Source organism: Myroides albus (assembly GCF_024722315.1).
Lineage (GTDB): Bacteria > Bacteroidota > Bacteroidia > Flavobacteriales > Flavobacteriaceae > Flavobacterium > Flavobacterium album_A.
In genome coordinates this window covers 376,066-401,209 of record NZ_CP102754.1, presented here as the reverse complement: position 1 = coordinate 401,209, position 25,144 = coordinate 376,066, and the positions used below count along the sequence as shown (strand labels likewise).

Here is a 25,144-nt window from a genome sequence, read left to right as displayed (position 1 = left end):
CACTATTTGACACTAAAGTGCCAAGTACAACCATAAAATTCCATTTAAAGTTTTCAATCTGTATATATACTTTCTTTGTCGTAAGATAGTAAAGTAAGTTTTGCAATTGTCTTTTAAATAGCGCTTTAAAGCTTTTTTATAGTGATTTTTTAGTAAAAAATTAAAAGCGTAAAGTTTGAAAACGATAAAACAGTTTTTACAGTTTATGCTTTTTAATAGAACCTGTTTACAAGGTTGTAAAAAAACGAAGAAGCTAAAGCTTAAAGTAAAAATTGTTTTTGTAAAGTAAGAGGTATCATTTTGAATAAGCTCAGTTAATTGATAAATATTGTTTATTTAAAACAAGGTTTACAATATTACTGTAACGAAACAGTGAATCAAGTATTACTTAGTAAAAACAAAACGCTATGTTTTAAACGATCTAAAACTTACAACTATCCATAATGTAAAACGTAAACCATTAAAAATGTACAATATGGAAACAGTAAAACAACCTTTAAAAATTAGCTTTTATACACAAAAAGGCGGAGTAGGTAAATCTACTTTAACAACACTCTTAGCTAGTCAGCTTCATTATCGATTAGGCTATAATGTTCTTGTTATGGATTGTGATTTTCCTCAGAACAGTTTGGTTAATATGAGAGAGCGTGACAAGGATAGTATCATGCAAAATGAATATTACAAACAAGCTGCTATTAAGCAGTTTCAAACATTAAAAAGAAAAGCATACTCGATTATCAAATGCAAGGTTGAAGAAGCCTTAGAAGTTGCTGAGGCTACTATGAAAGAATTAGATCAAACTTTTGATGTGGTACTCTTTGATTTACCTGGGACAGCTAACACTAAAGGAGTATTATCCACCTTAAATCAAATGAATTACATCTTTAGTCCAATTATCGCAGATCGATTAGTTGTAGAGAGCACGTTAGGTTTTACTAAAGCTTTTGCGGAATTACCAAAAAGTAAAGAGAACTCGATTAAACAACAGCTCTGGCTTTTTTGGAATCAAGTAGATGGAAGGGAGAAGACTGAATTATATAATAGCTATGAGGCTGTGATTAAACAATTGGATCTTCCTATTATGAAGGCGAGAATAAAAGACAGTAAACGCTTTAGAAAAGAAACAGAAGCTAAAGGTAAATATGTGTTTCGATCAAGTCTATTACCTGCGGATAACAGCCTTATGAAGGCTACGAATTTATCGGAGTTTGCCGATGAGTTTTTACGTATTACTAATCTTTAAATCTAGCATGTAATGAAAGAGCAAAACACATCAAAAAAGGGGACTCAAAATGAATTACTCGATGAAGACTACCTAATGAATATTATGAGTGGTGATATAGAAGTTAAGTCTGCAAAACAAGTTAAACCTATTGTAGAGGAAAAAGAAGAACCAGTAACCCAAAAACAAGTACCACAGAAAAAAGAGAAGAAACCAAAGAAAGAAGTAGCAATTACTAAATATCAAGAACTCTTTTTGATTAATGACTTCCTATCAACAAGAGCTGGCAAGGTGGTTTATATAAGGCCAGAGTATCATGAAATACTGCTTCGTATAACGCAATTAGCTAAAGAAGAGAAAACAACGCTGTATTCATATTTAGACAATATTTTAAAGCAACATCTACAAGATTACAGCCAAGAGATTACCCAATATTTTAATGACAAATTCAAACCTATTTTATAATGAGAAAATTTAAACACTTTAGGAAAGCAGCTCAAGTACAAACAACTAAGAGCAAAGAGAATTATGTTGATACTTTTTTAAAAGAAACATCAACCAGAGCCAGAGATGGAAAAACGGTTTACATCCGACCAGAGTTTCATGAAAAACTCACTCGTATTGTTCAAGTCATAGGAGAGGACAAAGTTTCTATTTATGCATACTTAGATAATCTGCTTGATAATCACTTTGAGGAGTTTTCACAGACGATTGTAGAAAAGTTTAACCAAAAGTATAAACCTATTTTTTAACCCATGAAAATAGTTATAATAATCAGTCTGGTTCTTGTAATTGCTCTTTTGTTATTAGATAAAAATAAAACCATTAAACAAGAGAACCATTCTAAAACAGAAGAGCCACCTTTTAAACAAGATGTACCCATCAGCATTATAGGAGAAAGTAAACCAGTCATCCTAAAGCAATCGCTAATGAGTCAAACAGAAGAGAAGCTTGACTTAGAAGAGGAAGAAAAAGAACTAAGTGAGAGTTTACAACCTGTAGATCATGAATTTACTCAAAGTGTTAGTATGGATGAGCTTAATAGGTTTGTGAACTCTATTGAACAAGAGTTAATCAGTGAGACTACAGTAAAGACAGCTAAAAAAATAGAAGGCTCAGAGTTATTGGAATTACTTCAACAGGCGATACCTGATTCTGCTGCAACCATAGCAAAGTTATTAGATCAATCATTAAACGAAAAATCACCAAAAAAAGAAGAAGAAGTAATCGATAATGAAGATTTTAATATCAATGATTTTATATAACAAAGAGAGTGTTTAGTTTTAAAAATTAAACACTCTCTTTGTTTATTACCAACTTCTTATGTAGATTTAAAAGACATTTATTCCTCTACCATTTCACACTATCATAATCAAATGTATCATCATCCAATTCCAGGTTCGGAGCTATGGTATTTAATTTTTTCGCGTCTTTTTCTAATTCAGTTTTGTATGCTAAATATTCAGATGTTCCAAAACAAGCTTTCTTTAATAGTTCAGGTAATTGTCTAAAGGCTTTTTTACCTCCATTTAATAAGAAATAATCGAGGTTAATCCTTCTCATGTAGATATACAAGCAATCATTAGAAGCGTCAATACCACCTGTTATGTAATGAGACAAGTTAACTGCTCCATTAGGATCATAACTATACATCGCTTTTTCTAACCAATATTCTAATTGCAATAGATTTGATAATTGAAGTTTATTGATGTTAAAATAACGTGCGTTGTATCGAACAGCATGCAGAAAGAACAGTCCATGTATCCAAGATATTCGACATCCAAAATAAGATGTATCATTAAAATGGAAATGAGTGCCTGTACGCTTTAATCTATTGCCTTGAAAAGCCTTTCGGATTTCATATAGCATACTTGTTATAATAGATTCTCTTGAGTTAAAATCTGGCTGATCTAAGTACTCTTCATTATTCCATAATCCATCAAAGGAATTATATAAAGAAGATAAATCTTCATAAGATCCCCACAATTCAAAACCAATACCGTTTTTGGTTGCTAATAGATAAAACATATTACACCCTTAGTTTAAAAATAAATACCCCACTTGTTGCTTGTTCTCTTACAATGACTACATCAATCCTTATACCTGTTGCTGAAAAAACAGCATTATTCTTTTTGTAATTAAAACAAAGTAAGTGATAAACAAACCTACAAAAAAAGATTGACCTGTAATTATAGGACTACCTAAAAGCCAAACATAACCCCAAACTTCCACAATCAATCCCTCAAACAGTTTTCCAAAGACATTTACCAAAGTATCATGCAAAGGGCATGATTATAACTTACTAAATGTCATTCTTATGAAAACAAAAACAATCAAACAAAGGCTTTTCTTATTACTTATCGTACTAAGTAGTCTGCCACTCTTAGCTCAAGGAAACGGAGCTGCAGGAATCACAGAAGCTACCCAAATGGTTACTTCTTACTTTGATCCAGCCACCAAGCTTATCTATGCTATTGGAGCGGTAGTAGGGCTTATTGGAGGAGTGAAGGTATACAACAAATTCTCAAGTGGTGATCCCGATACAAGCAAAACAGCTGCAAGCTGGTTTGGAGCTTGTATCTTCTTAATTGTAGCCGCTACCATTTTACGTTCATTTTTCCTTTAAAAGCTACGCTTATGAAAAAGTATAGTATCAATAAAGGTATTGGAGCCAGCGTAGAATTTAAAGGACTCAAGGCGCAGTACCTGTTTTATTTTGCAGGTGGACTTTTGGGGAATCTTATTCTTGTTATGGTGATGTATATGGCTGGGGTAAACAATCTTATTTGTTTAGCCTTTGGCCTTAGTACATCAGGCTATCTGATCTACAAAGTATTTTCACTAAGCAAAAAATACGGTCAGTACGGGCTTATGAAACTTCAGGCAAGAAAATACTTTCCAAAATATATCATCTCAAGAAAAAAGGTAAAAGGGTATTTCAATAGAAACTTAAAACTAAGAAACTATGAGAAATACAGCTAAGACAAACACCCTTGAGCGGATGTTTCCGATTCTATCGGTAGAGAACAACTGTATTGTTTCCAAACAGGGAGATATAACGGTTTGTTATAAGGTAATCTTACCAGAGATATTCACTATCTCAGATAAAGAATATGAGACCATTCACAGTGTATGGCATAAGGCGATTAAAACATTACCCGAGTTTACTGTGATACACAAACAGGATTGGTTTGTAAAAGAAAGCTATGAGGCTGATTTTAAAGATGAACAGCAGAGCTATTTAAGTAGAAGCTTTGAAAGGCATTTTAACGAGCGTCCCTATCTGAATCACAGCTGTTATTTGTTTATCACAAAGACTACCAAAGAGCGAATTAAAAGTCAGAGTAACTTTTCTTCTCTTACAAGAGGGGAGCTCATTCCAAAAGAAATCAGAGATAAAGACATCATTCAGAGCTTTTTAGAGGCTACTACACAATTGGGGAAAATTGTCAATGATAGTGGACTGATTCACCTAACTAAATTATCGGAAGAGGATATCATTGGCTCAGAGGATAAAAGCGGACTCTTGGAACAGTACCTGACTCTTAACTCAACTAAAAGAGGAAGCCTTCAGGATATTGCCATCAGCGCTGAGGAGGTTAGAGTAGGAGATAATAAACTCTCTTTACATACCCTTTCAAGTACAGATGACTTGCCTACTGAGGTGTCTTATTTATCTCGTTATGAAAAACTATCAACCGATAAAAGTAGTATGGCTTTATCGTTTGCCTCGCCTGTTGGACTCTTGCTTAATTGTAATCACATTTATAATCAGTATTTGTTTATAGAGGATAGTGATTCTAATTTAAAGCAGTTTGAGAAGTCAGCCAAGAATATGCATTCCCTTGCCAGATATAGCAGAGCTAATCAAATAAACAAGCAGTGGATAGAAGAGTATCTAAATGAAGCTCATAGTAAAGGATTAACATCCATTAAGGCTCACTTTAATGTAATGGCATGGTCAGATAATCTAAGTGAGCTTAAACAGCTTAAAAACGACACAGGAAGTGCAATTGCTTCTATGGAGTGTGTGCCAAGACACAATACAGCGGATGCTCCCACACTTTACTGGGCAGGTATGCCAGGGAATAGCGGGGATTTTCCAAGTGAAGAAAGCTTTTATACGTTCATTGAACCAGCACTTTGTTTTTTTTCGTGGGAGACTAATTATCAAAACTCCTCATCGCCTTTTGGAATAAAGATGGCGGATCGCTTAACTGGTAAACCGATTCATTTAGATATTTCGGATCTCCCCATGAAAAAGGGAATTATCACTAATCGCAACAAGTTTATCTTGGGACCATCGGGAAGTGGTAAGAGCTTTTTTACCAATCACATGGTAAGGCAGTATTATGAGCAAAATGCGCATGTCTTGCTTGTTGATACGGGAAACTCCTATCAAGGTTTATGTGAATTAATTAAAGGCAAAACAAAAGGGGAGGATGGAGTGTACTTTACCTACACCGAAGAAAATCCAATTGCTTTTAATCCTTTCTACACAGATGATGGGGTGTTTGATATTGAAAAAAGAGAGAGTATTAAAACGCTAATTTTAACGCTTTGGAAACGTGATGACCAGCCGCCCTCACGAGCTGAGGAAGTAGCGCTTTCAAACGCAGTTAGTGGATACATCCAAAAGCTTCAAACAAGCCACATAAAACCAAGCTTCAACACTTTCTATGAGTATATCAAAACAGATTACAAAGCTGAGTTAGAAAACAAACAAGTTAGAGAAAAAGACTTTGATCTGGCGAACTTTTTAAATGTGCTTGAACCCTACTATACAGGAGGTGAATATGACTATTTATTAAACTCCGAAAGCGAGCTTGATTTACTTAACAAACGCTTTATCGTCTTTGAAATTGATAGCATCAAGGATCACAAAATTCTGTTTCCCATAGTTACTATTATCATTATGGAAGTGTTTATAAATAAGATGCGTAGACTTAAAGGTCAGCGCAAATTAATCTTAATTGAAGAGGCTTGGAAAGCCATAGCCAAAGAGGGGATGGCATCGTACATTAAATATCTTTGTGCGCCCGTCAAGGTGGCTTAGTAAATATCTCTTTGGCAAGAGATTAGGTTAGTGTTCTTTGGAAAACCTATCATCAACCGACTTATCTGAAAGGGAAACTGGACAGGGAGTGAAGCATGTCGGTAAAGTCATAAGTCAGTCAGCTATCAAACTGCTACTGAATGGCGAGATGAAAAGATGGATATGAGGATAAAATCCGAATTGATTAAACGATAGTCCAAGCGATTCCACTTGAAGTTATGGCGTAAGATAGCTATCAATCGTCATACTGTAATACTCCACCAGTGAATTGGTATGGTTGGAGCTTGAACTTATTACAGCGCAGTCGCAGTAAGCGTACAAAGGACGGAAGTCGTATCCGACAATCCATCGTGCCAATAGTTATTAAGTCGCAAACGGGGATTACCTAAATCGGAATGCCGAAAGGCTATGAAAGTTAAGTTTTCTGAATATCCGACATGGTAACGGAGCTTCCGTAGTAGTTTGAGCAAGGGAAAGCCTTGTACATGGCCAAGGGAAGCAGCTAATTTTTATTAATACAATTAAAGGAAAATGTGAGAGACATTATGAGAAATCCAGAAAGAGTATTAAACAGTCTAGTGGAACACAGTAAAACTTCAAGCTATAGGTTTGAAAGGCTTTACAGAATTCTGTTTAATGACGAGATGTTCTATGTTGCCTATCAGCGCATTTATGCAAAAGAAGGTAATATGACAGAAGGCTCAGACGGTCAAAGTATTGACAATATGAGCTTGTCACGCATTGAGAAACTGATAGCTTCATTGAGAGATGAAAGCTATCAGCCCCAACCATCGAGGAGAATTTACATACCGAAAAAAAACGGTAAGGTTAGACCTCTTGGCATACCTGCTTTCGATGACAAGCTGGTGCAGGAAGTGATAAGAATGATTTTAGAAGCTATTTATGAAGAGAGTTTTGAATATTCTTCACATGGTTTTCGTCCAAATCGTAGTTGCCATACTGCACTAGCTCAAATCAAGAAATCGTTTAACGGAGCTAAATGGTTTATCGAAGGAGATATAAAAGGATTCTTTGATAATATTGGTCATGATATATTGATAAGTATCCTTAAAGAACGTATCTCTGACGATAGATTCATAAGGCTAATTAGAAAGTTTCTTAAAGCAGGTTATATCGAGGATTGGAAATTTCATAAAACGTACAGCGGAACGCCGCAAGGAGGTATTGTAAGCCCAATATTAGCAAATATTTACCTCGACAGATTAGACAAATACATGAAAGAATACATCACAAACTTCGATAAAGGGAAAAAACGCAGACCAAGTAGAGTTCGTATGGACTTTGACAATGCAAGAAAGAGAACTGTGAGAAAACTAAAGTCGGTAGAAGACGAAAGTGAAAGAACAATTTTAATCCAAAGGATTAAGGCAGAGGATAAGCAGCGTGCAATGTTTCCAAGCTGTGACGAAATGGACACGGAATACAAAAGATTGAAATACGTCAGATATGCAGATGATTTTCTAATCGGGATAATTGGTAGTAAGCAAGATGCGAAAGAAGTTAAGGAAGATATTAAAAATTTCCTTGACCAAAAGCTCAAACTGGAACTGTCAGATGAGAAAACACTCATTACCCACACGGAAGATTCGGCACATTTTCTCGGCTATGAAATCTTTGTGAGAAAGTCAAACGCACAGAGAAGAGATATTGCAGGTCGTTTGAGAAGAACCTATGGTAAAAGGGTATATCTTAAATTGAGTACGGAAACGATAAGGAACAAATTACTTGACTATGGTGTATTGGAATTCCGATACCAAAACGGAAAGGAAATTTGGAAACCGAAATGCAGATCTGGACTTATATTCAATGACGATCTTGAAATTCTTGACCGATACAATCGGGAAATAAGAGGATTCTACAATTACTTTTCTATTGCTAATAACTGTTCTGAATTGCACAACTTCAAATTTATCATGGAGTACAGTATGTACAAAACCTTTGCTGGGAAATACAAAAGTTCAACGAGAAAGATAAATTCCAAGTATCGTAGAAATGGAAAATTCACAGTAAGGTTTACCACTAAATCTGGAGCGGTCAAAGAAAGATACTTCTATGACTTGGGGTTTAGGAGAAAGAACCCAATGACAGACGCAGGCTTTGACATTATGCCTTACTCCATCTTTGATGCAAGTAGGACAAGTCTTGTAGATAGGCTCAAAGCTGAAAAGTGTGAAATGTGCGGAGCTACGGAAAAGCTTGTCATGCATCATGTACGAAAACTCAAAAACCTAGAAGGTAAAAAGAGTTGGGAAAGACATATGATTGCAAGAAGAAGAAAAACTGTCGCTGTATGCCATAGCTGTCATCAGAAAATCCATAATGGAACATTAGACTGACAAGATTAGTGGAGAGCCGGATACGCGGAGACGTGTAAGTCCGGTTCGGGGGCGAGCATTTGGAAACCTACCATAGAAATATGATAAGGCGCTGGGTGCTTAGCCTACTTAAAACCGTTAGAAAGTTTTTTGGAGAAGCCATTATTGTAACCCAAGAGGTGGATGATATTATTCAATCTCCTATTGTAAAGGAGAGTATTATCAATAATTCAGATTGTAAAATCTTACTTGATCAGCGCAAGTACATGAACAAGTTTGATGATATACAGGCGATGCTTGGCCTAACCGATAAAGAAAAAGCCCAGATACTGTCTATCAACTTAAACAACAATCCAAAGCGTCTTTACAAAGAAGTGTGGATTGGTCTTGGAGGAACTCACTCAGGGGTGTATGCTACAGAGGTGAGCTATTCAGAATACCTCGCCTATACCACAGAGGAGACTGAAAAACTACAAGTCATGAACTTGGCTAAAGAACTTGATGGTAATGTAGAGATGGCCATAAAACGTCTGGTGCAAGAAAGACAGAAAGAATAATACAAAATAGTACTCTAATTCAACTTCTATAAGGATAAAAAAGAGTAATAAAACAATCATTAAAAACATATTATAATGAAAAAACTATTACAGGTAGTTGTGGTGGCTATGCTATTTATTCTACCATTACAGATGAATGCTCAGTGGGTGGTAACGGATCCCACTAATTTGGCATCAGGCATATTAAATAGTGCCAATGAGATTATCCAGACTTCTTCAACAGTAAGTAATGTCATTAAAAATTTTAAAGAAGTAGAGAAGGTCTATAAACAAGGGAAGGAGTATTACGATAAGCTCCAAGCAGTAAACAATCTTGTCAAGGATGCGAGGAAAGTACAACATACAGTGCTTTTAGTAGGAGAAGTATCAGAGTTCTATGTCAAGAACTTTGGTAAAATGCTCAATGATCCAAATTTCTCTGCTCAAGAACTTGTTGCTATTGCCAATGGTTACGCCATTCTTTTAAATGAGAGTACAGAGCTTTTAAAAGAACTTAGGCAGATTATAAGCGCTTCGAGTCTTTCCTTAAATGACAAAGAGCGAATGGATGTAATAGACAGAGTTTACAAAGAAGTAAAGGACTATCACAATCTGGTTAGTTACTACACTAGAAAAAATATAGGTATTAGCATCTTAAGAGCAAAAAAGAAAAATAATACTCAGAGAGTACTTGATCTCTATGGAACCTCAAATCAAAAATACTGGTAGCTATGGAAGATAGCAATTTACATGAGGTACTTCAGAATCTCTACTACGATATGATGCCACTTTCGGCTGAGATGGCAGGAGTGGCTAAAAGCTTAGCAGGTCTTGGCGCTCTATTTTACATTGGCATTAAAGTATGGCAAGCCTTAGCCAGAGCAGAACCCATCGATGTGTATCCAATGCTCAGACCATTTGCTTTGGGCATATGTATTATGTTTTTTCCAACCCTTGTTCTTGGAACATTAAATACCGTTTTAAGTCCTGTAGTTAAGGGAACACATCAGATACTAGAAAATCAAGTAATTGATATGACTTCTTTACAGCAGAAAAAAGATGTTTTAGAAAAAGAGGCAATGCTACGAAATCCAGAGACCGCTTATTTAGTTTCAAAAGAGGAGTTTGACAAAAAAATCGATGAGCTTGGATGGTCTCCTTCAGATTTAGCTACCATGAGCGGGATGTACATAGAAAAGGGAATTTATGAAACGCAGAAAGTAATTAGAGATGCTTTTAGGGATTTCTTAGAAATGGTCTTTCAAGCCGCCGCCCTTGTTATTGATACCATTCGTACGTTCTTTTTAGTGGTGCTTTCTATACTTGGTCCCATTGCCTTTGCAATTTCAATATGGAGTGGTTTTGAATCTACACTTACCCAGTGGCTCACAAGGTACATAAGCGTGTATCTCTGGCTTCCAGTAGCAGATCTATTTAGTGCGATGCTTGCTAAGATTCAATCACTAATTATCGAAAGAGATATGCAGATGCTTTCAGATCCCAGTTTTATTCCCGATACCTCTAATACCGTTTATGTCATATTTATGATTATTGGCATTGTAGGATACTTTACGATTCCAACGGTAACAGGTTGGGTTATTCAAGCCGGTGGAGCCGGAAACTTTATGCGCAACATGAATCAAACGGTGATGAAAACAGGAAATATGGCAACAGCAGGCGCAGGTGCAGCAGTTGGCAATATTGCAGGTAAACTCATGAAGAAATAGACACAATAAATTATTAAAACTAATAAAAACCATGGAATTTAAATCACTTCGAAATATAGAAAATAGCTTTAAACAGATTCGGCTTTATGCCATTGTATTTGCTACAGTTTGTTTGCTAATTGTAGGACTCTCTATTTACAAAAGCTATGACTTTGCTAATGAGCAACGAGAGAAAATCTATGTTCTTGACAAGGGGAAATCCCTTATGCTTGCCCTATCTCAAGATGCGAGTATAAATAGACCAGTAGAGGCAAGAGAACACGTAAGACGTTTTCACGAGCTTTTCTTTACCCTTTCACCTGAAAAAGCTGCTATTGAGAGCAATATGCAACGAGCGTTTAATCTCTCTGATAAAACTGCCTTTGATTACTACAAAGATCTACTTGAAAAAGGGTATTACAGTAGGGTTATCTCAGGAAATATTCAACAGCGAATTGAGGTAGATAGTATTAAAATAGATTTTAATGCCTATCCCTATAAAACAACGACCTATGCGACTCAGTACATCATCAGGTCAAGTAATCTAACCAAAAGAAACCTTGTCACAAGTAGTCAGCTCATATCTGCTGTTCGGTCAGATAATAACCCTCAGGGGTTTATTATCGAAAAGTTCACTGTTGTAGAGAACAAAGACTTAGAAGTTGTTAAACGCTAAAAAAACATGACTATGAATAAGCTACAATTTTTAAGACATAGTTATTCCAGTAGGTTACAGATCTATTGGAATAACCTCTCAGTAAAAAGGCAGCGAGTTTTATTACTTACTGTATTTACATTCTACAGCCTTGTTTGCCTTTTAATTGTAAAGACAAGTTTTATAAGAAACAGCTCAAACAATCAAGAAAGACAAAGCAATATAAAACCCGTAAAGTATTTGCTTGAGAGGCAAAAGATAGAATCAAAATCAACTATTAAAACCAAAAATTATGAATCACAATCAATCAGATAAAACCCATCAGATAGAAAAAATACCCAAAGAAAATAAGGTATTCCAAGGCATCATTGAAAAACACAAAAAACATATTGTTTTTGCTTTAATGGGGATTGTGTTTTTAGGGGCCATGTATCTTTTGTTTAAACCAAAAGACAAAGCGCTTATCACTCACAATGATTCAGTTCCTGAAGCGATAACACAAGGGATGCCCACAGACAAGGTCAAAGCCTATGAAAAAGAATTATGGGAACAAAAGCAGCAAGAAAATGAAAACCAGATGCACTCCTTAGCGGATTATTGGAATGATTCTCAAGAAGAGTCTAATAATAGTTATACTCATCAAGATTATAATGTAGAGCCTACATATGCACCTTATGAGAGGTCTTATCAGAACTATAAGCAAAGCCAAGATGTACTGAATAGTTTTTATGATAATACAGAAAATAAAGAAACCGATAAGCTTAAAAAACAGATTGAAGAGTTAGAGCAAAGATTAGAAGAAAAAGATACGCCAACTGCTCTTACCATGGATAATCAATTAGAGCTTATGGAAAAGTCGTTTCAGATGGCAGCAAAGTATTTACCAGGTGGTCAAAACCAAACTGAATTACCACCTTCAAATGAGACTACAAATACCAAAACTATCGCAAGTAAAAAGCAGACTATAACAGCGCTTGATAAAACAAGTAAAGAGATTGTCTCCTCACTTGTAAAACCAATGAGTTTACAGGATTTTTTGCCTATCAATCTAGAAAATAATTCAACTTTTTATACAGCCGAAGGAGAACGTAAAACACAAACTCATAAAAATAGCATACGAGTTAGTATCAAAGAAGATCAGGTTATTATAAATGAAGGTTACATCAAACTAAGACTCTTAGAGAGCATCGTTATAAACGGAGCTCTGTTACCTGAAGCAAGTACGCTGATTGCTAAAGTCAAAGTAAGTAACGCTAGATTAGAGCTTAGTGTAAACTCTATTAAAATTGACGATAGCATCATTGATACAGAGCTTATCGGTTATGATAACTATGGGCAGAAAGGACTTGAGGTATTAGACCTTCAAGAAATAAGCGCCTCAAAAGAAATCATCGCTAATATGGGACAAACAGCAGGAACGAGTATCTCGATGAGTAGATCAGCTTCTGATCAAATCGCAGGGGATCTAACTAAAGGACTCATTCAAGGGGTATCAGGATACTTTTCAAAGAAAGTAAAAGCCCAACGAGTAACTTTAAAACAAGGACAAGAACTGTTTCTTGTTTCGAAAGAATAACAACTAAACACATAAAGCAAATCATTATGAAAACAATTATTAAATATATGTTACTATGCTTACTAACAGTAAACACAGTAACCGCCCAAAATAATACCAAGTCTATCAACTTATCTAATGCTGAGGTAACGCCATATGAAATTGAGCTTACCCATAACAAAACGACTCATATTCTGCTTCCAAGTAGTATTGAATACGTGGATTTAGGTAGTAGTGAAATTATAGCCAATAAAGTAGAAGCTACATCAAATGTACTTCGATTAAAAACCGTAAAAGAAGATATTTCATCAACGAATTTTACAGTAATTACAAACGATGGCAAGTACTATAGTTTCAATGCTACTTACAAAGAGCAGCCAATACAACTAAGTTATGACTTAACCAAGTTTGACAAACAGAATAGTAAACAGCAAAGCGAAGTATTATTTAAAAACTTAGGAAACACTAGTCCAAGTTTAGTTGATCTTTTTATGAAAGCTATTATCAAAAAGAATAAGAAAGAGCTAAACATTAAAAGCAAAAACTACGGGGTAGAAGCAAGGTTGAAAAGTATTTATATCCAAGATGGTAAACTCTACTTTCATATCTCTATTAATAACAAAAGCAATTTACCTTATACAGTTGACTACGTCAGTTTTAAAATTAAAGACAGAAGAACCTCAAAACGAATGACAATTCAGGAAATGAGTTTAAAACCAATTAGAAGTTATTCTGACTATCAAACGATAAATAGCCAAAGTAAGCAAGATAATGTTTTTATGTTTGATCAGTTTACTTTGTCTGATAAGCAAGTACTTCTAATTGAAGTTATTGAGAAGAGTGGTATTCGAAATCAAGTACTAAAAATTAAAGGAACTATAATATTAAAAAGTAAGCAAATAAGAAAAATTCATTTTGAATTAAGATAAAAAGTAGTATGTTTATTAAACAACAGAAGAGGTCTTTAAATGAGAACATTTCTGTTGTTTTTTTATATAAAAGACTTAGTTATGAAAATTAATGATTTAAAAAAAGGAGATGTATTGTCAAACGTGGAATTAATGCAACTTTTTGAATGTGATAATAGTAAGGGGATAAGATATGTGAAGGAACGCAATCATATAGTATTAATAAGTAATCACACCTCAGATATTGTTAATAATCCTTATCAAGATAAATGGGAGGACGATTTATTGTATTATACAGGCGAAGGAAAATTAGGAGATCAAAAATTAGAAAAAGCAAATTTAAGGTTATTGAAATCTAAAAACGAGAGAACTAAAATCTACTATTTTGAAGTCTTTGAACCTTTAAAGTATACTTATTTTGGACGACTAAAACTTGCAGATACCAAACCTATTGAATCTACACAAAAAGATGTTGAGAATAATGATAGACGTGTTATTATTTTTAAGTTAAAAGAAATAGTGTAAAGTACTTAATTAATTATATATGTCACAGGATTTAGTAGATTTATCAGAAGATGATTTAAGGACTAAAATTGTTTATCCTTGGTTAAGAGAAAATGGAATATCAGATAAGGATATAAGAGTAGAACATTCTATAAATATTCAACTAGGAAAAGGTATAAGAAATATTAATTCTAGAGCAGACGTTTTAGTTAAGAATTCTCAAGGTCAAAATTTATTTATTATTGAGGTAAAGAGACCAAAACACAAATTAAATGATGAAGATAAAACGCAAGCTATTTCGTATGCAAGGTCATTATCTGATTCAGATGGAGGAATAGCTCCCTTCTCAGTTTTGACCAATGGAATAGAATCAAAGATTTTTGATTCTATTTCAGGAGAAAGAATTGATGGAGACATTGTAATTAGTAATCATCCTTATCTTAAGGAGGGTTTTAAGATATCTGCGGATGCTATAAAAGAAAAAGCGGCAGAAGCATTAGAGTATTTAATATCAGTTTGCCCTGAGAATCTTTATGTTTTTTGCAAAGCACAAGTAGATGATAAAATGCAATTATTAAAAAGTGATGATATCTATAGTGGGAGAAAATATATCCCTGAACTTTATGTACAAAGGGAAAAAAATAACCAAGAATTAGATAATAGAATTTCTGATAAACTAGATAACCCTAATGTTGTCTTAGTTAATGGAAGTCCTCAACAAGGCAAAACATGTTTTGTATGTAACCGTGTTGAGTATTATCTTTCAAAAGGATATTTTGTTATGTTTTATCCTGCAATATCTTTGAAAAAGGGATTGCTTTATGAGATCTTGGAGGATTTTCAATGGGAATTTAAACAAGAATTTACTGCGCAGTCTATTATTAACAAGATTACTAAAATTGTTAAGCAAACAGGAAAAAAAGCTATTTTGTTTATAGATGGTTGGAATGAAATGTCTCAAAATGCTATAGAGCTTAATAATGAATGTAAACGTATTGATAGTAAGGAAATTAAAATTGTATTAAGTACTACCTCTAGTTCATTAGATCGCTTGTTGATAGATCAAGCAGATAATATTACTCATATAGGAACTTCGGTTAATCTGAATCATGCTGCGATCGAAAAAGTAGCTTCACGTTTGTTGGTTGAGACAAGTAAGTATAATATTGTGCAGATCGGAGAATTTGAAGAAGATGAAGCTATTAGAGTAATAGAATTATATGAAAAAGCTTATAATACCAAACTTAAGCGAACTTTTGATTGGGCAAAAAATCCATTTTATATACGTTTGGCTGCTGAATTAAATGCTAATAAGCAAGATATTGAAAGTGTTACGCAAAGCAAGTTAATAGAGAAGAGTTTAATAAGAAAAGCAAAAAGAAGAAATATTGATGATATTACTTTATTTACAACTTTAAAAAAGGTAGCAAATATAATTATAGAGCACGATACACCTTTTAACTGTACAGAATTACCAAGTAGTTTAATGATTGATGAGAAGATGCAGGCATGGATAGAGAGTGCTATTTTAATTAAAATAAAGGAGGATGAGATTCCCAAAATAGATTTTTACTATACACATGATAAAAATTATTCTCTAGCTATTTTGAAATTGAAATTGAATGAAGTATTATCAAATAGCGAAAACAAGAATATTAAAAAAACTTTGAGTTTAATTTTAGAAACTGAAAGTGGACAAAATGCTTTTCGCTGGTTTTCACAATGTGAAGAATATCATCAAATGATGCTGAATTCAGTTAAGTTTTGCATTAAAAATGATTTTTATAATCAGGATTTACTATCCGTATTAGCAGTGTTTATATTCAAACAATCAGAATTAGATCCAAGTTTTTATATGAAAGACTTAGAAAAGATTGTTGAATATATTATTAAGAATAAATATTTTGATGGGGGTAAATATAAAACAACTTTAGGTAATTTGTTGCTTTCATTTGTTTATAATGACTCTGATGTGTTTAAAAAAGATGATACGTTTGAATTTTGGATGCGATTGCTAGTTAAATATGATTCTAATATTGTTGATTTAGATGTCAGAGAATCTTTAGTGATTGAGTACTTTGGTATAGAAGAGTATTCTGAAATAATACCTAGTAATTTCGATAAGACTCTTTTTGATAGGTTTATTTTAGATAAAGACATTGACGTAGCTACTAATGCTGCAACAATTTTAGCATATGTTTTACCTGATTATTATTTAAAACAGATACCAAGTTATTATAATTATTATACTCAGTTTAATATGCCAAGCTTTGAAAATGTAATTGATTTAGGATGTAAGAATATATTAAGAAATCTAAGTTATTCTTATTACGGCGAAATGTGTCCTGGTTGGTTAATGGATAAAAGAAAAGGAGATTTGGAAGTAGTGGATGAATTTGAAACACAATATATTAAGTGGAAACCAATTACTGTGTTATTATCATCAGAATCAGAGTTGCTAGATAGGATCAAAGAAATGCTAGATAGTTTGTACGAATATTTAGAAGAGAAAGATAAAAAACATATAGAAAAAATAAAGTACTTTAATGATCCAGATCAGTTAAAATTAGATTTATAATTTACTTGCTTTTTATTATTCTCGCTTTACTAATAAAATATAGAGATTTTCTTGTTTATGTTTTCTTGCTCAATAAAGTTTCCCTAATTTAGGAGAGATAAAAAAGACCTTTAAAACTTAGTGTTTTTCAATTTAAAAAGAAGATATATGGAAAACCGTAAAAGAGTTTGATATTATACCATTATTTTTGTTTATAGAGTCTTGAATTAGGTTTTTGGCCGTGTTTTAAGATAAAATGTATTTGAGATTTTAAGTCTTTAAAAATCAAGAAAGGATAGAAGCAAATGAATTATTTAGATAATGCTGCTACAACAAAAGTCTCTGTTGAAGTTTTAAATGAAATGTTACCTGTGTTTATGGATGAGTTCTATAATGCATCGAGTAACTATGAAAAGAGTAAGATAATTAGTGAAAAGATTAAAACAGCGCGTGAGAATTGTGCTAAAATTATTGGTGCTAAGAGTGAAGAAATTATCTTTACTTCAGGATCCACAGAATCCATTAATTATGCGCTTAAAGGCTACCTTGAAGAGAATTTTGAACAAGGAAATCATATTATTACTACCAAAACAGAACATAAGGCCATTTTAGCAACCTTAGAGTATTTAGAATCTAGAGGTGTTGATGTCACATATCTTGATGTGAATAAAGAAGGTCTTATTGATTTAGAACAGTTACATAAGAGTATTTTACCTTCAACTTGTTTGATTGCAATTATGTTAGTCAATAATGAGACAGGGGTAGTACAGAATCTAAAGAAGATAGGAGAGATTGCTAGAGTAAATAAGATTAAGGTCTTTTGTGATGCCACCCAAGGAATTGGTAAAATGCCAATTGATGTTGAAGAATTAGGAATTGATATGTTATGTGCAAGTGCGCATAAATTATACGGACCTAAAGGTGTCGGCTTTTTATATAAAAGGAAAGATATTCAGTTAACTCCTTTACTTCATGGAGGTAGTCAAGAAAAAGGACAAAGGGGAGGGACTTATAATTCACCGCTCATTATAGGTTTTGGAAAAGCTTGTGAGCTGGCTTTAGGCCGTTTAGATAAACATTTGGCCTACGTGAAGGAATTAAATAAGTATGCTAGAGAGCAACTTAGTAAAAGAGCTGATATTCATATTATTTCAAAAAATGAAATCTCTACTCCTTATATATTAAATTTTGCAGTTGATAATTTTGACGCCAATATTTTTATAGACAAAAACAAAGATTTAGCCGTTAGTAACGGTTCTGCTTGTACATCTAGAATTATTGAACCTTCACATGTGTTATTAGCTATGGGATATGACAAAAATCAATGCCAAGGAGCAATTAGGATATCATTTAGTTATGAGAATACTAAAGCAGATATTGATGATTTGTTGAATTTGATAGACGTTAGATAGATTCTATTTTATTATAGATCAATAGTTAAATGAAGTTTAATAGTATGCATTATGTATATATGGAGTTTACTTAAAAATAAAATTTAAATAGTAAATGGTTATAAAAAAAATATAAAAAATTTATGTTAGAAATTGATCAGGCCTTTAATACGACAGGAACAAGTGTTTATGAGTTTTTTCAAAGACCAGGAATAGGTTTGTATATTCCTCTTTATCAGAGAGAGTATAGTTGGGATAATGATAATGTGGAACAATTACTCGATGATATTACAAGAGGAATTGAACGTTTAACAGAGGTAAATAGTGATGATGAAATTAGATTCTTAGGTACTATTATATCTGTTACTGAAAAAAATAAAAGTAATATTGAACCTGTTGACCATCGAGGGCTTCCTACTGCGATAGAGAAGATTATTGATGGACAACAACGTTTGTCTACAATATGTTTATTTGCTACTCAATTATATAAAAATATAGATGATTTAAATAAAAAAATTACTGCTAAAAGTGATTATAAAGATGAAGTTGATGAAATTTGTAAATCTTGGAAAGAGAAATTACTAGATATTTTTTCATTAGATTTAAAAAGAGGTATACCAGAGAGAAAACCACAGATAATTAGAGGACATGATGACAAGTGGATTAAAGATGGAAATTTAGAAGAAGCTTATAAGTCTGATTTAGCAAATTATTTAGCATTATTTATTAATTATATCTATATAGATGGAGCAGAATTACCTAAACCAAATAAAGCAAATGTAGGTAGAAATACAAAAGATATAAATAAATGGTTAGAGACTAAAGTTGTAAAAGCCAATCAGAATGAAAATGATGATTTTCCATCTGCTCTAACTTTAATAAGTAAAATCAAAGAGTCTGATATTTGGCAATATGAGAGACCTGAGCTTAAGGAATTGATAATAAATAGTAATGAAGACAATAAACATGAAAGTGGTATTGTATCTTCTTTAGTGCGATTGTTTACAGTGTGTCATTATTTATTAGATAGATGTTGTTTTACCTTAATCCAACCTTTAAATGATGATTGGGCTTTTGATATGTTTCAATCATTAAATGCATCAGGTACTCCTTTAACTGCTATAGAAACCTTTAAACCATTAGTTGTTAATACTACAAACTTAAATGAAACTAAAACAACTTTTAAAGGAAGTTCATCAGATTTAAGTTTTGAAAAAATTGATAAACTTTTTGAAAAAATTAATAGTGCAGCTCAGAAAAGCAAGTTAACTAATGACTTTTTAACTTCGCTGGCTATTGTTATTGAAGGATATAAATTAACAAGTCATTTTAGTCAACAACGTAAATGGTTAGATCGTATTTATGAAGATTTAGGTGAATATGAACTAAAGAAAAAGTATATAAACTTTGTTGGTAATTATGCGGTTTTTTATAAAGATGTATGGCTTGATTATGAAGGTAAGGATAATCAGGTTTCGTTATTGATTTCTTCTAATTCAGATGCTGAGTTAGCATCTGTTATTTTACTTTATTTGAAAAAAAGTAATCATAAAATGGCTGTAACTATTTTAGGGCCTTTTTATAATGCCGTTCTAGAAGGTAAAGAAGATTCTATTAAAAACTTTGTAGATGCATGTAAAGCTATTGGTGCTTTTTATACAATTTGGAGAGCAGCACAAAGTAATGCAGGCTTAGATACTGTTTATAGACAGTTTTTTAAAGGTGAACCTAATGTAATAGATCCCAAAAACTGGTTAAACAATAAAGAGTTTTGTATTAATGATTTAAAATCTTATTTAAAAGATGTATTAAAAAATAATGATCTTTATGATAAAGATACATGGATAAAAAAATCAGGGAAATTTTTAAATTATAAATCAAAATCACTAATCCAATTTTTACTTATTTTAACAGCGCATGATACTATAGCAGATCCAAACAAACCTGGTTTAATGAAAGCTTCTACAAAAGGTGTTTCGAATTATTTGAATCTTGAAAAATGGAATAGTAAAGGAGTCGCTACTATAGAACATATAGCACCTCAAACTAAAGATGGCTCGTGGGATGACAATTTATATGACGAAAATGACCTGTATCAATCAATAGGGAACTTGACATTGTTGCCTACAGAAGTAAATTCTTCAGCGAGTAATAAAGGTTGGAAGGAAAAGTTACTTTACTATAAGCATTTAAGTGAACAAGATCCAGATAAACTTAAAGAGTTAAAGACAAAAGCAGACAATGAAGGTATTTCTTTAAATCAAGATACTATTCAATTATTAGTATCTGCTAAGTATAATGATCACATTAAATCATTAGTCACTGTTGGAGAGGATAGTGAGTGGAATTCTGCTCTTGTGAGTCAAAGAACAGAACGAATTCTTTCTATCGCTTGGGATAGATTGGAGGAGTGGTTATAAAAAAACAAGAGGTTGAATAAATTTATTCAACCTCTTGTTTTTTTATATTTTGAATACATACTAAATTCTATTAACAGTATGCTTTTATATGAACCATAATTTTTCAAAGTCTTTTATTCTTCTGTTTATATAAGGAATCTTTTCTCGAAAATTGCTTTTTTCAATTTTTGTTAGTAATTCCTTCCAATCTTTATTCTTTATTAATAACTTCTCAAAGTCTGGATTATTTTTTATATTATCTATTTTATCATTAGTGTCGCTATCAAGATTACTTAAGACATCTATTAAATTTGTAAGTATAATTTTTTGCTTGCTTGTCAAATCATCTGAAAAATTATGGCTATAACTTCTTAGTTTGGTTAGTAATATACTCACATCTTTATTATAAAGGTATTTGAGTGAATGACAATATTTTATTAAATCATTTTTAGTGATATATTCTTTTATAAAAAAAACAGTCATTAAGTCAATAGAATTGAGTATTTGACCTATAACATTAATATGATAGAAGTGATTAAAATCATCTTGTGCTGGAGTATCATCTGTTATGAAATGTGTTTTTAGTAGAAAATCACCAAGATCATTACCTTCAAATCGACTAGTATTTAGAGTGTAACTAACAGAGTGTGATTCTCCATTTTCTTTAAAACAACTAGCATTATGCTTCTTTGTGAAATCTAAAAAATCTGAACCTTTTGTATTGTCAATATATTTTGGTATTTGTTTAAAAATTATTTCATCTAATGCTAATTTGTTAGAGTCATTTATAACATTAGTGAATCTATTAGCTCTTAATTCTTCAAAAACTATTGGCGCTAGTCTAACTTCTTTAAATGATTTTTCAAGGTATTTAATATAGAGATCATCATAATTAATTTGAAGTAGATTAAGAATAGTACAGGTGTCCAAATAAGCTATCATAATTAATTTTCGAATGAAGGAATTTCATCCTTTATAGATTCAATGAATTTAATATCAATTTCATCATTGTCCGTCAGCATTGCTAACTCAATTATTAAGGAAAATACTTCATTTATTTTTCTAACAGATAAATTTCCAATGCCTGTTAGAACATGTTTTATTACATCTATATCCTTAAAAGGACCATATGTGTTTGATGGATCTTCTAGTTGAGAAGAAATTAGTTCTTCTAGGTACTGAATTGCATCATCAATAGAAGGTGGTTCAAAAGAAATTCGAATTTTAGCTCTTGTAGACAATGCTTCACCTAAAACAATTGATAAATCTTCAATGTTAAAGAAGGTTTTAGGTGTAAAGTTTAAAAATAGTAAAAAATTGTTAGGTGTTTTATCGAATAGTTGTCTTAAAAAAGTTGTAACCCTATCTTGACTTTGTTTATTTAAAGTATCAATATCTTCAAATTCATCAAGCCAAATAATAAAAGTCGAAAAGCATCTCTTTTCAAAAGTTATACTATTTATATAAGTACTTAAAAAATTTACAATTTGTTCATCGTCTTTTAGTCCAAAAGGTAATCCTAATTTTCCTAAAGTAGTTTTTGTTGAATCTCCAAATAGATATGTTTCAATGTCTTGGAATTTATTAGGGTCATCAGCTTTTATTATTAATTTAAATAAATCAGAAATGATGATATCATTTGAATTTACCTCAATAATAGCTTCTATTGTTTCATCAGCGGTTAAGGTGTTTTTTAGCAAATCAAAATCAGCTTTAATATCGGATAAACTAATTTGCCCTAGAAAGCTTCTAAAAAAAGCTTGTACAGGATCTTTTGAAGTACGAGGTAAGTTTATTTTTACACTTTTTACCGGTTTAGCTGCTAAATCTATACTAAGATCATCTATTCTACTTGTTTTAGTATAAAAATTAGCCGCATGCGTTTTTCCGCTACCATATCTGCCCCAGTTTAATACTATTCTAGAAGGTGACGTCTTCATAGAGAAGTTTATACGTTCTTCTATTTTTTCTTTTAAAACAGGAAAACCTGCCCAGATCAAATCTTTAGGATTGATTGAAGGACCAGTTCTAAAAGGATTTTCTTTAAGCTTTAAATCTGATAATTCCATAATTGTATTTATTTTTTTAAATATAGAGCTCCATCATTTTCTGTTCTAAACCAATCCATTGAAAAATTGTTATTAAAACCTTGTAAGTGTTTTTTTATGTCTTCAAATTCAAGAATTAAGTTGTCTTTTAAAAATGAATTAAAACACACATAATCGATAGCTTGAGATGCTGCTATTCTATTCGGAGCTTCAGTTTTAAATATCTGAAAAGCTTCCAAAAGATACTCATCTATCTTATTAATATTTAAATTTGATTTCACTTTATTAAGATCAAAGGTACTATTAAAAATTAAAAAGTAGTTGTTATTTAGAATAGATTCAATAACTAAGCTTTTGTTTAAATTTTTATCTGAGATTTCAGATAAAATATTGACGAAATTAAACCCAAAACTTGAGAGACAATATTTTTTTTCTTTAGTGTCTAATTTTATTTCTAAAATACCTAAATCTACTAACCAATTTATTCTTGGTTCGATAATGTGTTCAAGATAAGTTATTGGTTTTTTCCAAGATAAAATTCTGATTTTTAATTCCATTATTTTTCTCTTAGTGACATTGTTGTCTGTATTTTGTTGATTTAAATCTAATTCTTTTATTATGTAAGCAACAAATTGTTCTTTAATCTTTATTGTACTTAAAGGTTGTTGCGAAGTATAGATAATATTAAGAATTCCTAAAATGTATAATGAATCGACCTTTAGTATTTGTCTTAAGAAGAACAATTTGTCTAATGTATTAAGTTTAAATATGTTATCATTCTGAGTCACTGTTTTATTTAGATGAAAGTATATTTTACTTTGCTTTGTCAATATATAAGAATGATTTATTTGAGTTAATAGATTCAATTGTTCTAATAATTCGATATAGGGTTTTGCTGACGATCCATTAGATGTTAATTTGATTAGACCTTTATCATCACCTTTTTTTGTTCCATAATCTTTAAGTTCATCAATATATTTAAAACAGATGTTTTCAACATGCCTATTTAAGTACGTTGTTGGATAGTAATTCGATGTTTCAAATAACTCAATAATTATTTTTAAATAACCTAACCTTCTAGTTTTAGTATTAGTTTGTAATATTGATATGTTATTACTTTCTAGGTACTTTAATTCCATAGTGAGTATATATCTATATAAAACAACTAGCACAACCTTCTGCTTCTGCGGCTAGAATTTGATCTTTCCAAGAGGTAGCTTGATTTGCTTTTTGTTTGTTGGTTCTTAAGTAATGTTCTTTTTTAATAGCATTGACTCTTTCAGGCTTTTTAAGTTCAATAAGAGATTCTTCCATCCAGGTATAACCTTCTTTTTCATACTTAATGGCTTCTTCGTATAATTCTGGATGCTGTTCTAATAACCATACCCATTCAATGTTTTGTTGATAAAAACAAAAGAAACAACCTGATCTACTTCGGTAATAAGTCCCTTGGTGAATTTCTCCATCTATTTCAACCTGGTATTGTATTGGATTGTAATAAGCTGGAATACCTACTCCTGAGTCTTCTAAAATTTGGAAGATATCATTGATATCTAAATTATCATCATTATCTAAAAGAGGAAATTCATCTAGTTGACCAACTGGGTATTCTGTTGTTTTAAGCCAAGCAAACACAACGTGATTAAACACTTTGGTATTTGCGTCTAATAGAGAATTAAGTTTCTGTTTTTGAGTGTATCGAAGCGATATAGGCTGAGATACATATTCTAAGATAAGCTCTAGATTATCAGGATTTAAGTCTTTGTATACTTGTGTTATAAAATCAATATTAGCATTGTTTAAAAACTTTCTAATTACATCTTCACTCCAGATATTCTTTCTAAAAGGAAATATAGTTTGTATATTTTCTTTAGTTGATATATACCCGTCACGATTTTCGTCTCCTCTAATACCTACATAGGAAATAGTAGGCGCTGTACCTACATGTTGTTCAAAAGGTTCAAGTTTCATTTTAGCAGTACACCATCTAGCTGTAGCAGAGGGCAGGTACCCTCCGTACATTTCTAAAAAGTGATCAAATGGATTTTTCATTGGAGAATTTTCCTCATCCATTGATTTATATAACTTTATGTCTTTTCCTAAAACAGAGTTCAGCTTATTAATTAAATCATAGGTCTCTTGTAGTTCTTTACCTGTATCACAAGTATAATACTCAATATCTAACTCAGGATGTCTTTGACTCATATAGATAGATAGTGCAGCACTGTCTTTTCCTCCTGAGATTCCTAAAAGATGATTTACTTTTGACAT

Annotated in this window: 23 protein-coding genes and 1 pseudogene; 19 read left to right on the top strand and 5 right to left on the bottom strand. The window is 32.1% G+C overall.

From position 1 onward, the window contains the following. Window positions 1-475: 475 nt before the first annotated feature. From NWE55_RS01885 to NWE55_RS01870, 4 genes are read left to right on the top strand one after another with little or no spacing between them, the layout of a single operon-like run. Window positions 476-1,243, top strand: coding sequence for a ParA family protein (locus NWE55_RS01885; protein WP_258204511.1), 768 nt, complete (start codon window positions 476-478; stop codon window positions 1,241-1,243). Between the two features lie 12 nt (window positions 1,244-1,255). Then, window positions 1,256-1,687, top strand: a complete 432-nt coding sequence (locus tag NWE55_RS01880) for a DUF3408 domain-containing protein (RefSeq protein ID WP_258204510.1) — start codon at window positions 1,256-1,258, stop codon at window positions 1,685-1,687. Next, the gene (locus tag NWE55_RS01875; RefSeq protein WP_058699395.1) at window positions 1,687-1,974 is read left to right on the top strand and encodes a DUF3408 domain-containing protein; all 288 of its coding nucleotides are present in this window, start codon (window positions 1,687-1,689) and stop codon (window positions 1,972-1,974) included. Before NWE55_RS01880 ends, NWE55_RS01875 begins: the two co-directional genes overlap by 1 nt. A 3-nt stretch (window positions 1,975-1,977) precedes the next feature. Next, entirely contained in the window at window positions 1,978-2,487 is a 510-nt protein-coding gene (locus NWE55_RS01870; protein ID WP_258204509.1) for a hypothetical protein, read from the top strand. 85 nt (window positions 2,488-2,572) lie between these two features. Here the strand turns inward: NWE55_RS01870 and NWE55_RS01865 are convergent, their stop codons facing one another. Beyond that, a complete protein-coding gene (locus tag NWE55_RS01865) occupies window positions 2,573-3,250 on the bottom strand; it encodes a DUF6904 family protein (protein WP_258204508.1) in 678 nt (225 codons plus the stop codon). Window positions 3,251-3,539: 289 nt separating this feature from the next. Between NWE55_RS01865 and NWE55_RS01860 the strand changes: the two genes are divergently transcribed. The 15 genes and pseudogenes from NWE55_RS01860 to NWE55_RS01790 all read left to right on the top strand — a co-directional run bounded on the left by NWE55_RS01860 (window position 3,540) and on the right by NWE55_RS01790 (window position 20,846). Then, entirely contained in the window at window positions 3,540-3,848 is a 309-nt protein-coding gene (locus NWE55_RS01860; RefSeq protein WP_058699398.1) for a DUF4134 domain-containing protein, read from the top strand. Between the two features lie 11 nt (window positions 3,849-3,859). Beyond that, complete coding sequence (locus NWE55_RS01855) at window positions 3,860-4,204, top strand: DUF4133 domain-containing protein (protein WP_258204507.1); 345 nt, start codon at window positions 3,860-3,862, stop codon at window positions 4,202-4,204. Beyond that, window positions 4,188-6,269, top strand: a pseudogene (locus NWE55_RS01850) (TraG family conjugative transposon ATPase); the annotation flags it as partial. The gene NWE55_RS01855 and the pseudogene NWE55_RS01850, both read left to right, overlap by 17 nt. A 653-nt stretch (window positions 6,270-6,922) precedes the next feature. Then, a complete protein-coding gene (locus tag NWE55_RS01845) occupies window positions 6,923-8,635 on the top strand; it encodes a reverse transcriptase domain-containing protein (protein ID WP_258204185.1) in 1,713 nt (570 codons plus the stop codon). Window positions 8,636-8,730: 95 nt separating this feature from the next. Further along, window positions 8,731-9,171 carry a TraG/VirB4 family ATPase gene (locus tag NWE55_RS01840; protein ID WP_258204712.1) on the top strand — a complete coding sequence of 147 codons (441 nt, stop codon included), beginning with the start codon at window positions 8,731-8,733 and terminating at the stop codon, window positions 9,169-9,171. Between the two features lie 75 nt (window positions 9,172-9,246). Next, window positions 9,247-9,879 (top strand): DUF4141 domain-containing protein, encoded by a 633-nt coding sequence (locus NWE55_RS01835; protein ID WP_258204506.1) that lies wholly within the window; start codon window positions 9,247-9,249, stop codon window positions 9,877-9,879. Window positions 9,880-9,881: 2 nt separating this feature from the next. After that, the gene (gene traJ / locus NWE55_RS01830) at window positions 9,882-10,877 is read left to right on the top strand and encodes a conjugative transposon protein TraJ (RefSeq protein WP_258204505.1); all 996 of its coding nucleotides are present in this window, start codon (window positions 9,882-9,884) and stop codon (window positions 10,875-10,877) included. Between the two features lie 31 nt (window positions 10,878-10,908). Further along, complete coding sequence (traK, locus tag NWE55_RS01825) at window positions 10,909-11,532, top strand: conjugative transposon protein TraK (RefSeq protein ID WP_258204504.1); 624 nt, start codon at window positions 10,909-10,911, stop codon at window positions 11,530-11,532. A 12-nt stretch (window positions 11,533-11,544) separates the two neighbouring features. Continuing rightward, window positions 11,545-11,826, top strand: coding sequence for a hypothetical protein (locus NWE55_RS01820; RefSeq protein ID WP_258204503.1), 282 nt, complete (start codon window positions 11,545-11,547; stop codon window positions 11,824-11,826). Further along, window positions 11,804-13,087, top strand: coding sequence for a conjugative transposon protein TraM (traM, locus tag NWE55_RS01815; RefSeq protein WP_258204502.1), 1,284 nt, complete (start codon window positions 11,804-11,806; stop codon window positions 13,085-13,087). Before NWE55_RS01820 ends, traM begins: the two co-directional genes overlap by 23 nt. 26 nt (window positions 13,088-13,113) lie before the next feature. Then, entirely contained in the window at window positions 13,114-13,995 is an 882-nt protein-coding gene (gene traN, locus NWE55_RS01810; RefSeq protein WP_258204501.1) for a conjugative transposon protein TraN, read from the top strand. 81 nt (window positions 13,996-14,076) lie between these two features. After that, window positions 14,077-14,499, top strand: a complete 423-nt coding sequence (locus NWE55_RS01805) for an SRA domain-containing endonuclease (protein WP_258204500.1) — start codon at window positions 14,077-14,079, stop codon at window positions 14,497-14,499. Between the two features lie 19 nt (window positions 14,500-14,518). Further along, window positions 14,519-17,056: a type I restriction enzyme HsdR N-terminal domain-containing protein gene (locus NWE55_RS01800; RefSeq protein WP_258204499.1), complete on the top strand. Its 2,538-nt coding sequence runs from the start codon at window positions 14,519-14,521 to the stop codon at window positions 17,054-17,056. Window positions 17,057-17,340: 284 nt separating this feature from the next. Continuing rightward, window positions 17,341-18,447 (top strand): cysteine desulfurase family protein, encoded by a 1,107-nt coding sequence (locus NWE55_RS01795; protein ID WP_258204498.1) that lies wholly within the window; start codon window positions 17,341-17,343, stop codon window positions 18,445-18,447. A 122-nt stretch (window positions 18,448-18,569) separates the two neighbouring features. Then, window positions 18,570-20,846, top strand: a complete 2,277-nt coding sequence (locus tag NWE55_RS01790) for a DUF262 domain-containing protein (RefSeq protein ID WP_258204497.1) — start codon at window positions 18,570-18,572, stop codon at window positions 20,844-20,846. Between the two features lie 84 nt (window positions 20,847-20,930). On the opposite strand, the gene NWE55_RS01785 is transcribed toward NWE55_RS01790, so the two are convergent. From NWE55_RS01785 to NWE55_RS01770, 4 genes are read right to left on the bottom strand one after another with little or no spacing between them, the layout of a single operon-like run. Continuing rightward, window positions 20,931-21,767 carry a hypothetical protein gene (locus NWE55_RS01785; RefSeq protein ID WP_258204496.1) on the bottom strand — a complete coding sequence of 279 codons (837 nt, stop codon included), beginning with the start codon at window positions 21,765-21,767 and terminating at the stop codon, window positions 20,931-20,933. Window positions 21,768-21,769: 2 nt separating this feature from the next. Further along, on the bottom strand, window positions 21,770-22,894 hold the full coding sequence (locus tag NWE55_RS01780; RefSeq protein ID WP_258204495.1) for a hypothetical protein: 1,125 nt from the start codon (window positions 22,892-22,894) through the stop codon (window positions 21,770-21,772). An 8-nt stretch (window positions 22,895-22,902) separates the two neighbouring features. After that, complete coding sequence (locus NWE55_RS01775) at window positions 22,903-24,012, bottom strand: hypothetical protein (protein ID WP_258204494.1); 1,110 nt, start codon at window positions 24,010-24,012, stop codon at window positions 22,903-22,905. Window positions 24,013-24,025: 13 nt separating this feature from the next. Further along, complete coding sequence (locus tag NWE55_RS01770) at window positions 24,026-25,144, bottom strand: phosphoadenosine phosphosulfate reductase family protein (protein WP_258204493.1); 1,119 nt, start codon at window positions 25,142-25,144, stop codon at window positions 24,026-24,028.